Source organism: Francisella salina, from assembly GCF_000219045.1.
Lineage (GTDB): Bacteria > Pseudomonadota > Gammaproteobacteria > Francisellales > Francisellaceae > Francisella > Francisella salimarina.
In genome coordinates, this window is the sequence record NC_015696.1 from 524,382 (window position 1) to 536,140 (window position 11,759).

Below are 11,759 nucleotides of genomic sequence, written 5' to 3' on the forward strand. Positions count from 1 at the left end.
ACATAAGTATGGCTGTTATTGCAATTTATATATTGTCTATATCAATAAAACACTATCTTTTGTGTAAACGATATATCAAAAGTTAAGGTGTTTATAAGTGTATTAATAGACAAAGTTTTAGAGAAATCTTTATCATCAGTCTATCTTGAGTCAACATTATTTTTTAATATGAAGATACATCTTCAGGAATTGATTTCTAATAATATTTATAATTATGATAATAGAAATAGGTTTGAAGATTCTTATTTTTGTGGCTTTCATCCTTGTCTACTATGTATGTTTTAGGTTTTTGTAATTGATATGTAATTGTGATATCATTGTCAGACTGGTGATTTTAAATCAATCTTTCTTATGAATACTAATATTTACGCACAATTTGCGCCTATACTTATATTCCTCATAATAGCTTTTGGTTTGGGTGTGGCATTTGCAATGATTGGTAAGATTTTGTCAATGATTGTTGGTGCTAACAACCCAAGTGCAACAAAAGGAGAAACATTTGAGTGTGGTTTTCCTACTTTTGGTGACGCTAGGGAAAAGCTAGATGTTCGTTTTTATCTAATTGCGGTACTATTTTTAGTGTTTGATTTAGAGTTAGCGTTCATTATTCCTTGGGGTATAAATTTGAGAGCTAGCGCTGGAATGCCAGCTATTTCAGATCACGCTTTCTTTGCGATGATTATATTTTTAGTGGTACTATTTTTAGGTTTGATATATGCCTGGAAGAGAGGAGCTCTGGAGTGGGAATAGGTAACGAAAATAAAGGTTTTATAACTGCAAGTGCTGACGCGCTTATAAATTGGGTGCGTACGGGCTCGTTGTGGCCTGTAACTACAGGGTTGGCTTGCTGTGCGGTTGAGATGATGCATGCTGGTGCTGCCAGGTATGATTTGGATAGGTTTGGTATTGTTTTTAGGCCTTCTCCTAGGCAGTCGGATGTCCTTATCGTTGCTGGTACACTTTGTAATAAGATGGCTCCGGCACTACGTCAAGTGTATGATCAGATGCCGGATCCTAAGTGGGTAATCTCTATGGGTTCGTGTGCAAATGGTGGGGGGTACTATCACTATTCCTACTCTGTGGTGAGAGGGTGTGACAGGATTGTTCCTGTAGATATATATGTTCCTGGTTGTCCTCCAACTGCAGAAGCCTTAGTTTACGGGATTATACAGTTGCAGAATAAAATTATTAGAAAAGACACTATAGCGAGGAAGTGATCGTGAATGCTAAGTTACAAGATCATTTTAATAATGTAGAAAAGATATTAAACGGCTTTGGTGTTGAATGTCGTATTTTTTATGGAGAGATTAATGTCTCTATAAAGGATCAGCGTGATATACATCTTGTCCTAAAAAAGCTTAAGAAAGAGTATCATTTTAAGCAACTTACTGACATTACGGTTGTTGATTATTTAACTTATGGTCAGTCAGACTGGCAGGTAGGTAAGGTTGTCTCTCAAACAGGTTTTTCGAGAGGGCGCCAGCAAGGTTTTAAGACCGCTGATGTTAATAATAGATTCGAGATTGTTTATCAGTTGCTAAGTATGGCTAACAATGTTCGAGTTCGTGTGAAATGTAAGCTGAGAGATGCTCAAATCATTATGGTTGATTCGGTTGAAGATCTGTGGCCTTCGGCTAATTGGGCTGAGAGAGAGGTTTATGATATGTTTGGGATTTATTTTAATAATCATCCAGACTTACGTAGAGTCCTTACTGATTATGGATTTGTAGGCCACCCTCTGAGAAAAGATTTTCCTCAGACAGGTTATGTGGAGATGCGTTATGATGAAAATCTTGGTAAGGTTGTCTATGAACCTGTAGAGATCGATGATAGGGTCAATGCGCCAAGAGTGATTCGCAATCAATAAAATTATGGGTTTGTAACAATGGCAGAGTATAAAAACTATACACTAAATTTTGGTCCAGTCCATCCTGCTGCGCATGGTGTTCTAAGACTTATTTTAGAGCTAGATGGAGAGACAGTCGTTAGAGCTGATCCGCATGTCGGCTTACTTCATAGAGGGACAGAGAAGCTTGCTGAGTTTAAGCCATATAATCAGAGTATTGGTTATATGGATAGGCTAGACTATGTTTCGATGATGTGTAATGAGCATGCTTACGTAATGGCAATCGAGAAGCTTTTAGAACTTGAAGTTCCTGAAAGAGCTCAGTATATCCGTGTAATGTTCGCCGAGATGACAAGAATTCTTAACCATTTGCTTTGGGTTGCCGCGTGTGGTATCGACTTGGGTGCTATGACAGTATTTCTATATGCCTTTAGGGTTAGAGAAGACTTATTTGACTGTTATGAAGCTGTTTCTGGTGCTCGTATGCATGCTGCGTATTTTAGACCAGGAGGTGTTGCTAGAGATTTACCAACACAAATGCCACAATATAAGCAGACTAGATTTACAAGCAAAAGAAAAACCAAAAAAATCAATGCTAATAGACAAGGTAGTATGTTGGACTTTTTAGATTCTTTTGTTGTTGATTTTGATAAATCTCTAGATGAGATAGACACGCTTTTAACAGATAACAGGCTTTGGAAACAAAGAACTGTCGATATTGGTGTTGTTACGGCAGAAAGAGCGGTTGAGCTTGGTTTCACTGGACCGATGTTGAGGGGGAGTGGTGTTGCTTGGGATCTTAGAAAATCTCAGCCTTATGAAGTATATGACAAGCTTGATTTTGATATTCCTGTTGGCGCTAATGGTGATTGTTATGATAGATATCTTGTTAGAATGGCAGAGATGCGTGAATCTAATAAGTTAATCAAGCAATGTGTTGATTGGTTGCGAGCTAATCCAGGATCAGTTCTTTCAGATAACCACAAAGTTGCGCCTCCGAAAAGAAATGCAATGAAAAATAATATGGAAGAGCTTATCCATCATTTTAAGCTTTTTTCTGAAGGTTATTGTACTCCTGAGGGAGAGGTTTATGTTGGTACGGAGCATCCTAAAGGTGAGTTTGGTGTATATATTAAGTCTGATGGAGCAAATAAGCCTTATAGACTTAAGATGAAAGCACCGGGATTTACTCACATAAGTGCTATGGATGAGTTGTTGTCAGGACATATGTTAGCAGATACTCCAGCGATTATCTCTACAATAGATGTTGTGTTTGGTGATGTAGATAGATAGAGGAAAAAGATGTCTTTAGTAGATTTGATATCGCCACAAGCGAAAGAAGATATAGACAGGGTTTTGAGTAAATTTCCAGCGGATCAGCGTAGATCTGCGATTTTGGAAGGATTGCATATTTTACAAGATCAAAATGGTGGCTACTTAACTGATGATTTACAAACAGCTCTTGCTGAATATTTACGAGTTAGTAAGGTTGATGTTTATGAGGTTGCTACGTTTTACTGTATGTATGAACTGAAGCCTGTGGGTAGACATAAGTTGAATTTATGTACGAATGTTTCGTGTATGTTAAATGGCGCGTATGATATATTGGCGCATATTGAGAAAAAACTAGGAATCAAACCTGGAGAGACTACGAAAGATGGTCGCATAACTCTAAAAGAAGTTGAATGCCAGGGGGCTTGTTGTGGCTCGCCTATGCTTGAGGTTGATAAGATTTTTTATGAAAATCTAACTATAGAAAAAGTGAATCAAATAATTGATTCGTTGGAGTAGTTATATATGGCAAATGAAGTTTGTTTTCGTACCCTGCATCTAGATAAGCCGTACAGCTTAGAGTCTTACTTATCGGTGGGTGGGTATTCTTATTGGAATAAGATTTTGACAGAAAAGATCCCACCTGAGCAAATTATTGAAGAGCTCAAGATATCAGGTCTTAGAGGTCGTGGTGGTGCTGGTTTTCCTACTGGTCTTAAGTGGAGCTTTATGCCACGCAATACACCGGGGCAGAAATATGTTGTATGTAATTCTGATGAAGGTGAGCCTGGGACTTGCAAAGATAGGGAAATAATGCGCAATAATCCTCATCAGTTAATAGAGGGTATGGCAATTGCTGGATATGTAGTTGGCGCTACTGCAGGTTATAATTATACGCGAGGAGAATTTTACGAACCTATTGCAAGGTTTGAGGATGCCTTGATAGAGGCTTATCAAGCAGGGTTGCTAGGTTCAAATATTAAGTCTTCTGGTATTTCATTTGACTTATACTCAGCAGTTGGTGCTGGAGCTTATATATGTGGAGAAGAGACGGCGTTGCTTAATTCTTTGGAGGGCAAAAAAGGCCGTCCAAGATTTAAGCCACCATTTCCTGCATTCAAAGGTCTTTATGGCAGACCTACAAATATAAACAACACAGAGACTTATGCGTCTGCACCAGCAATTTTACAGCATGGTGGAGAATGGTTCAAAAGTCTTGGGACTGAAAAAAGTGGTGGTACTAAACTTTTTTGTATTTCTGGTCATGTTAAGCATCAAAAAGTCATGGAAATAGGTCTAGGCACTCCATTCAAAGATGTCTTAGAGATGTGCGGTGGTGTTCGTAATGGACATAAGCTAAAGGCTGTGATACCAGGCGGAAGCTCTTCTAAAATTCTTACAGGTGAAGAGATGCTTAATGTTACTATGGATTATGAATCCATTGCTGAGGCTGGTTCGATGCTTGGATCCGGTGCAGTTGTTGTTTTGGATGAAACGACCTGTATGGTCAAGACATTGGCTAGGCTAGCAGATTTTTATTATGAAGAGTCATGTGGTCAGTGTACACCGTGTAGAGAAGGTACTGGCTGGTTGGCTCGTACGCTACACAGGATTGTTGCTGGTGAAGGAAAGCCTGAAGATATTGATACTTTAGTGAGAGTAGCAACAAACATAGAAGGTAACACTATTTGTGGTCTTGGAGATGCTGCAGCATGGCCAGTCCAAAGTTATATACATAAGTTTAGAGATGAGTTTGTGTATATGATTGAGAATGGTGGTAAGAGTATAGTGGATCAATAGTTGATTGAGGTATTTCAGTGTCAGACAATAAAGAATCCAAAAAAATAAATGTAGAGATTGATGGTAAAAACTACGAAGCTTTGCCAAATCAGTCAATAATAGAAGTAGCAGATGCTAATGGTATCTATATTCCTAGGTTTTGCTATCATAAAAAGCTATCTGTAGCTGCTAACTGTAGAATGTGTTTGGTCGATGTAGAGGGTGCTAGACGTGCCTCCCCTGCATGTGCTACTCCAATTATGGATGGGATGAAGGTCAAGACTCGCTCTGAGAAAGCTTTGCAGATGCAAAAAGATGTGATGGAATTTCTACTGATAAACCATCCGTTAGATTGCCCAATCTGCGATCAGGGTGGGGAGTGTGAACTTCAGGATATTGCTATGGGATACGGCAATACGACTTCTGAATATTTAGAATCAAAAAGAGCTGTTGAGGATCCTGAGTTGGGTCCTTTGGTCGCTACGGATATGACTAGATGTATTTTATGTACACGCTGTGTTCGTTTTGGTGAAGAAGTAGCTGGAGTTAAAGAGTTGGGTGTGATGGGTAGAGGAGATCACTCTGCCATTAGCACATATATTTCAGGAGATATGGTCGATTCAGAAGTCTCTGGAAACGTGATTGATCTTTGTCCTGTTGGTGCGTTGACGTCTAAGCCATTTAGGTTTAAAGCTAGAGCATGGGAGCTAAAACAGCTCCCTACAGTATCTTCAGGAGATGCTTTAGTCACAGAGATTAACGCACATATCTATCAAAATCGAATTGTCAGAACTGTTCCTAGAGAGAATGAGATAACTGGAACGTGGATAGCAGATAGAGATAGATTTGAATATACAGGATTATATAGCCCAGAAAGAATTGAAAAACCAATGATCAAGAAATCTGGTGGTTGGGTTGAGGTGTCTTGGGAAGAGGCGCTAGACTTTGTTAAAGTAGCTATTGAAAAAACTAAAGAAAAAGATGGTGTCGATGCAATATCGGCAATCGTGTCTGAGTCTGCTACTTCTGAAGAAATGTATCTGATGAAAAAGCTATTGGCAAGTGTTGGATCTACTAACATTGATGGTAGAGTAAGGCAGTATGCCGATATACCAGGGATTAGTGCTGGTAAAGGCTTTAATTGTTCGTTAGAAGATATTCGTGAAAGTGATTTTATCTTGGTTTTTGGGTCAAACATTAGAAAAGAGTATCCACTAGTTAATATTGCGGTTAAAGATGCTGTAGAAAAAAATAATGCCAAGGTAGTTGCTTGGAATGTTTGTGATTATGATTTTAACTATGATGTTAAACAAGTCAAACTAGCTGCTGATAATATTCAATATATTGCACTATCTCTATTAAAAGCTATTTTTGTAAGGGCAAACCTACCATACGGCGACTTGGATGTAATTCTAAGAAAGGTTGATCCAGCAGCGGAGGTTAGAGAGACCGCCGATAGAATTGTTGCAGCGGAAAATCCGAAAATTATAGTTGGCCAAGATATCGTTAATAGTAGTGGCTTTGAAACAGTATTTAGTATTTTAGAAATATTAGAAAAAGTTATTGGGGTGAAAGGCGGTGTTTTAGCTAGTGATGTTAACTCGGTAGCTGCAGAGAGAATATTTAGTTCTTCTAAATCTAAATTCAGTACGTATAAGTGTCTAAATGGACAAACAAACACCAAGCTTTTATTTGCTGCTCATACTGAGCTATCGAAGGATAGTTTGTATGGTGAGCAAAAATTGAGAGAAGCATTTGAAGGTATTGATATAACAGTTAGTTTCTCAGCATTTGCCGATAAGTTTACAAAAGATATTTCAGATATTATCTTGCCTGTGGCGACTCACTATGAAACAAGCGGAAGTTTTGTTGATTTATTTGGCAATACTAAAGAGTTCAAGCAAGTAGTAAAACCATATGCTGATAATAAAGAGCTATGGCGTGTCTTGAGAGTTATTGGTAATCTACTTGAGTTAGATGGTTTTAAATATAATTCTATATCAGAAGTGACTACTGACGCTTATGCTCATAGAGCTAGAGTTGGTGTTAATCATGTGGCTCAGATTCTTAATGCAAATTTAGATTATCAGAAAGAAATTGCACTTGTAGCATCAAATTCCATGTATGGTACGAGTAGCTTACTTAGAAGAGCAGAGCCTTTACAAAAAACCTATGATGCCAAGCGTTTCGCGGGTGTTAGAATATCACAGGAACTAGCAGATGAAATAGGTTTAAGTGCTGAGTTTGGTGTTGTAAAAGTTTATGATATTGATAATGAGATAACTCCAAGGGTTACGGTTGACTCCAGTTTACAAGCTAAAAATATCATGATACCAAGATCATTGTATAAGTCATTTTTATCAGGTGATAATGTAAGTATTAAGCTTGTGAAGGAGGGAAAGTAGTATGCTAGCATATATATTATGGACAGTACTTTATGTATTGCTAATAGTTATTCCTCTTATACTTGTGGTTGCTTACTATATTTATGCTGAGCGTAAAGTTATAGGATATATGCAAGATAGATTGGGCCCAAATAGAGTAGGGTCATTTGGATTATTGCAACCGATATTTGATGCTTTGAAACTTTTTCTTAAAGAGATTGTTGTTCCGACTAATTCAAATAGATATTTGTTTTTTGTAGCACCAATTTTAGCATTTGCACCTGCTTATGCGGCATGGGCAGTTATTCCTTTTTCGAAAGGTGTAGTGTTGTCCGATATGAATCTTGGATTGTTATATATATTGGCAATGACATCTTTCTCAGTATATGGGATTGTAATAGCAGGATGGGCATCCAATAGTAAATACTCTTTGTTTGGTGCCCTCAGAGCAGGTGCTCAAGTTGTGTCTTATGAATTAGCTATGGGATTTGCAATAGTTGGTGTTGTAATTGCGGCTGGCTCTATGGGCATAACAGGCATTATTGAGTCTCAAGCCGGAGGTCTGTGGCATTGGTACTTTATACCTTTGTTCCCATTATTCGTAGTGTACTTTATCGCAGGTATTGCTGAGACTAATAGGGCACCTTTTGATGTGGTTGAGGGTGAGTCGGAAATTATTGCTGGTCATCATATTGAGTATACGGGATCTAGATTTGCACTATTCTTTTTAGCAGAGTATGCAAATATGATTTTGATTAGTATTTTAACTTCAATCATGTTTCTGGGAGGTTGGTGTTCACCATTTGAGGCTACTCCTTTAGAAGCTATATTTAACTTTGTGCCAGGAGTTGTATGGTTGTTTGCTAAGACGGGTATATTTATGTTTATGTTCTTGTGGGTGCGTGCGACATTCCCTAGATATAGATACGACCAAATTATGCGCTTAGGCTGGAAGATATTTATACCTTTAACATTTGTTTGGGTTGTAGTAGTGGCTTGTATGGTTAGGTTTGGTGTAGGACCTTGGTGGTAAAAAGGATAATATTATGAGAAATATAACAAGTTTTTTTAAAACCTTTCTACTTTGGGAACTTCTAAAAGGGATGAAGGTCACAGGTAAGCACTTTTTTACACGTAAAGTTACTGTGCAATATCCTGATGAGAAAACTCCTATCTCTAATAGGTTTAGAGGGTTGCATGCCTTAAGACGTTATGAGAACGGTGAAGAAAGATGTATTGCTTGTAAGTTGTGTGAGGTTGTATGTCCAGCATTAGCAATTACAATCAACTCTACTGAGAGAGAGGATGGATCACGTAGAACATCTAGTTATGAAATAGATTTATTTAAGTGTATTTTTTGTGGTTATTGTGAAGAATCATGCCCTGTGGATTCTATTGTTGAGACTAATATTCTTGAGTATCACTTTGAAGAACGTGGTGAAAATATTATGACAAAGGCTAAGCTTTTAGCTATTGGTGATAAATATGAAGCGCAGATAGCAGCTGATAGATTACAAGATAAGGATTTTAGGTAGAGAAATGGTAGTAACAGATATTTTATTTTACATATTTGCATCACTGGCTATTATTTCTGCTTTAGTGCTGGTTTTGGCAAATAATCCAGTAAACTCTGTAATAGCAATGATTTTCACATTCATCTTTACGGCAGCTGTATGGATAATTTTTCAGCAAGTATACTTGGCATTATTGTTGATAGTCGTATACGTAGGTGCGGTTCTAGTAATGTTTTTGTTCGTGGTATTCATGTTGGATCTACACGTAGAGAAACAAGGTAGAGTAGGGAGATTCTTCTATGCTTTTGCAGCTATTATAGTTTGTGCAATATTTGCTACAGTGATTAGCTATGCCGCTACTAAAGTATTCGCGGGAGACTCTATGCAAGGTGGTGTTGGTGGACTTAAGGTTATAGGATTAACTATGTTTGATAATAGCAATCTATATGTATTTGAGTTGGTTGATTTTATTTTATTAGCAGCAATGACAGCAGCAATTACACTAACATTGAGATCTAAGCGTAAAGGTAACAAGTCTGTAAATCCTGCACAACAGGTCAAAGTTAGAGCAAAAGATCGTCTAACTATGGTTAAGATACCAAGTAATAGAGAGGGCGCTAGAGATGAATAGTATTTCAGTTTCGGTTACGAATGGTTTGATTTTTAGTACATTGCTATTCGTAATAAGTGTTGCGGGCATAATTATTAACAGAAGAAATATTCTTATACTTTTAATGTCTATAGAGTTAATGCTTCTAGCAGTTAATACTAATTTTCTGATATTTGCTAATATGCACCATCAAGCGATGGGTGGCGTTTTTGTTTTCTTTATAATGGCTGTGGCAGCAGCTGAGACAGCAATTGGTTTGGCAATTGTTGTGGCAATATTTAGGAAACGTAAAACTATTGATTTAAGTAAACTCAATACACTAAGAGGTTAAGAGCAAGCTATGATAATAAATACTCAAGTAGCAGCTGTACTAATAGCAGTCATAGTGTTATCACCATTGCTTGGTGCTCTGATTGCTGGATTTGGTGGCAAGTCTGTAAAGAATGCAGGTGTTAACTTTTTTACAATTTCTTTATGTGGTCTTTCTTTTGTCCTTAGTGTAATTTTAGCCTATGGTGTTTTTGCTGGGTCAGAAGTTTATTCTGTAAGTTATTATCAGTGGGCTCCGATTTCAGATAAGTTTACATTTGATGTTGGTTTTACTGTAAATAAAATAACTGTATACATGATGTTGATAGTAACTTTTGTATCAACATTAGTACATGTTTACTCTATTGGTTACATGAAAGGTGAAGAAGGCTATGCAAGATTTTTTGCATATATTTCAGGATTTACCTTTGCAATGCTCTGCCTAGTTATGGGCAATAACTTCTTATTGCTATTTTTTGGATGGGAAGGTGTTGGTTTATTTTCATACCTATTAATTGGCTTTTATTTTAATAGAGATAAGGCTAACGTTGCTAGCTTGAGAGCGTTCATCGTAAATAGGATTGGTGACTTAGGCTTTTTGTTAGGTATTGGGGCGGTTATTTTATATACTGGATCTGTTGACTATACAACGGTATTTGCAGCTTTATCAAATATTGATAATACTCAAACTATTCACTTCTTAGGTTTGAGCTTCAGCCCTGTTACATTGATGTGCTCGCTTCTTTTTGTTGGTGCTATGGGTAAATCTGCTCAATTTCCGCTACATTCATGGTTAGAGGGTTCAATGGAAGGTCCGACACCAATTTCAGCACTAATCCATGCTGCTACAATGGTTACAGCTGGTGTATTTATGGTTGCTAGACTTTCTCCAATGTTTGTACTATCACCTGCTGCACTAAGTTTTGTGCTTATTATTGGTGCGATTACATGTTTGTTTATGGGCTTAATTGCGATAGTACAGACAGATATAAAAAGAGTAATTGCATATTGTACACTTTCTCAGCTTGGATATATGATGGTAGCTCAGGGCGCAGGAGCATTTTCTATTGGGATGTTCCATCTGATGACGCATGCTATGTTTAAAGCATTATTATTCTTGGCGGCTGGTTCTGTAATAGTTGCGATGCATCACGAGCAAGATATTCGTAGAATGGGTGGCTTAAGAAAGTATATGCCTGTTACATATTTATGTATGCTTATAGGTGCTTGGGCACTTGCAGCATTACCGCCATTCTCAGGTTTCTTTTCAAAGGATTTAATTATTGAAGCGGCGCAGTCTACGACTGTATACGGTCACCAGTTTGCGTACTACATGGTATTAGCATGTGCATTTGTGACATCTTTCTATATTTTTAGAATGTTTTTCTTGGTATTCCATGGTAAAGAGAGAATGTCAGAAGAAGAGAAGTCTCATATCAAAGAGTCGCCGTTTAGTATACTAATTCCATTGGTATTATTGGCTATACCTTCAGTATTCGTTGGCGAGTATTTCTTCACAAGTATTTTATCGCAAAATCATGGTTTATTTGGTGATACTATAACTTCATATATTCAGGCAGGACTAGGTGGAGAGTCTGTTACAGCTCATCTTGCTAGTGAACCTGCTACAGCTAGTTCTATGGCATTTATAAAACATTCAATATCAACGGCACCATTCTGGTTAGCTTTTAGTGCTTTGGCTTTGGCTTATATTTTGTATATGTGGTTGCCAGTTATACCAAGAGTGCTTGCAAATGCTAAGTCTGGGTTTGGTATTGTTTATCATATTTTAGTTAAGAAATACTTTATTGATACTCTTTATGATGTTGTATTTGTTAATATCTTCTTGGCTATTAGTACTTTCCTATGGAAAGCAGTAGATATCTTTATCATAGACAAAACGATTGTACATGGCACATCTAGTCTGATCTATCATACTGGTGATAGTTTTAGAAAAATTCAACGTGGATATCTGTTTGACTATGCTTTTGTAATGATGGTCGGTGTGTTGTTATTTATGATTTTGCTAATATCAGTATAGGTAG

General features: G+C 37.3%; 12 protein-coding genes. All 12 read left to right on the forward strand.

Annotated elements, in window-relative coordinates; all coding sequences use genetic code 11:
• Window positions 1–351: 351 nt before the first annotated feature.
• Genes ndhC through nuoL form a run of 12 tightly spaced genes read left to right on the forward strand, consistent with a single transcriptional unit; the run spans window position 352 to window position 11,755 of the window.
• Entirely contained in the window at window positions 352–750 is a 399-nt protein-coding gene (ndhC, locus tag F7308_RS02630; RefSeq protein WP_013922306.1) for an NADH-quinone oxidoreductase subunit A, read from the forward strand.
• Window positions 741–1,217: a NuoB/complex I 20 kDa subunit family protein gene (locus F7308_RS02635; protein ID WP_003017394.1), complete on the forward strand. Its 477-nt coding sequence runs from the start codon at window positions 741–743 to the stop codon at window positions 1,215–1,217. Before ndhC ends, F7308_RS02635 begins: the two co-directional genes overlap by 10 nt.
• A 2-nt stretch (window positions 1,218–1,219) precedes the next feature.
• Entirely contained in the window at window positions 1,220–1,867 is a 648-nt protein-coding gene (locus F7308_RS02640; protein WP_013922307.1) for an NADH-quinone oxidoreductase subunit C, read from the forward strand.
• A gap of 18 nt (window positions 1,868–1,885) precedes the next feature.
• Complete coding sequence (locus F7308_RS02645) at window positions 1,886–3,139, forward strand: NADH-quinone oxidoreductase subunit D (protein WP_013922308.1); 1,254 nt, start codon at window positions 1,886–1,888, stop codon at window positions 3,137–3,139.
• A 9-nt stretch (window positions 3,140–3,148) separates the two neighbouring features.
• Window positions 3,149–3,637 (forward strand): NADH-quinone oxidoreductase subunit NuoE family protein, encoded by a 489-nt coding sequence (locus F7308_RS02650; RefSeq protein ID WP_013922309.1) that lies wholly within the window; start codon window positions 3,149–3,151, stop codon window positions 3,635–3,637.
• A 6-nt stretch (window positions 3,638–3,643) separates the two neighbouring features.
• Entirely contained in the window at window positions 3,644–4,918 is a 1,275-nt protein-coding gene (gene nuoF, locus F7308_RS02655) for an NADH-quinone oxidoreductase subunit NuoF (protein ID WP_013922310.1), read from the forward strand.
• 17 nt (window positions 4,919–4,935) lie between these two features.
• Entirely contained in the window at window positions 4,936–7,302 is a 2,367-nt protein-coding gene (gene nuoG, locus F7308_RS02660) for an NADH-quinone oxidoreductase subunit NuoG (protein WP_013922311.1), read from the forward strand.
• Window position 7,303: 1 nt separating this feature from the next.
• On the forward strand, window positions 7,304–8,314 hold the full coding sequence (gene nuoH / locus F7308_RS02665; protein ID WP_013922312.1) for an NADH-quinone oxidoreductase subunit NuoH: 1,011 nt from the start codon (window positions 7,304–7,306) through the stop codon (window positions 8,312–8,314).
• Between the two features lie 13 nt (window positions 8,315–8,327).
• Complete coding sequence (nuoI, locus tag F7308_RS02670) at window positions 8,328–8,816, forward strand: NADH-quinone oxidoreductase subunit NuoI (protein WP_012280348.1); 489 nt, start codon at window positions 8,328–8,330, stop codon at window positions 8,814–8,816.
• Between the two features lie 4 nt (window positions 8,817–8,820).
• Complete coding sequence (locus F7308_RS02675; RefSeq protein ID WP_013922313.1) at window positions 8,821–9,426, forward strand: NADH-quinone oxidoreductase subunit J; 606 nt, start codon at window positions 8,821–8,823, stop codon at window positions 9,424–9,426.
• On the forward strand, window positions 9,419–9,736 hold the full coding sequence (gene nuoK, locus F7308_RS02680) for an NADH-quinone oxidoreductase subunit NuoK (RefSeq protein ID WP_004286961.1): 318 nt from the start codon (window positions 9,419–9,421) through the stop codon (window positions 9,734–9,736). The genes F7308_RS02675 and nuoK overlap by 8 nt, the downstream gene beginning before the upstream one ends.
• A 9-nt stretch (window positions 9,737–9,745) precedes the next feature.
• Complete coding sequence (nuoL, locus tag F7308_RS02685; RefSeq protein WP_013922314.1) at window positions 9,746–11,755, forward strand: NADH-quinone oxidoreductase subunit L; 2,010 nt, start codon at window positions 9,746–9,748, stop codon at window positions 11,753–11,755.
• The last annotated feature ends 4 nt before the right edge of the window (window positions 11,756–11,759 follow it).

Bases quoted from the DNA above. Each gene is read 5' to 3' on its own strand.
- nuoF (WP_013922310.1), top strand. From the start codon at position 3,644: ATGGCAAATGAAGTTTGTTTTCGTACCCTGCATCTAGATAAGCCGTAC.
- nuoI (WP_012280348.1), top strand. From the start codon at position 8,328: ATGAGAAATATAACAAGTTTTTTTAAAACCTTTCTACTTTGGGAACTT.
- nuoK (WP_004286961.1), top strand. From the start codon at position 9,419: ATGAATAGTATTTCAGTTTCGGTTACGAATGGTTTGATTTTTAGTACA.
- F7308_RS02645 (WP_013922308.1), top strand. From the start codon at position 1,886: ATGGCAGAGTATAAAAACTATACACTAAATTTTGGTCCAGTCCATCCT.
- F7308_RS02650 (WP_013922309.1), top strand. From the start codon at position 3,149: ATGTCTTTAGTAGATTTGATATCGCCACAAGCGAAAGAAGATATAGAC.
- nuoL (WP_013922314.1), top strand. From the start codon at position 9,746: ATGATAATAAATACTCAAGTAGCAGCTGTACTAATAGCAGTCATAGTG.
- nuoH (WP_013922312.1), top strand. From the start codon at position 7,304: ATGCTAGCATATATATTATGGACAGTACTTTATGTATTGCTAATAGTT.
- ndhC (WP_013922306.1), top strand. From the start codon at position 352: ATGAATACTAATATTTACGCACAATTTGCGCCTATACTTATATTCCTC.
- F7308_RS02675 (WP_013922313.1), top strand. From the start codon at position 8,821: ATGGTAGTAACAGATATTTTATTTTACATATTTGCATCACTGGCTATT.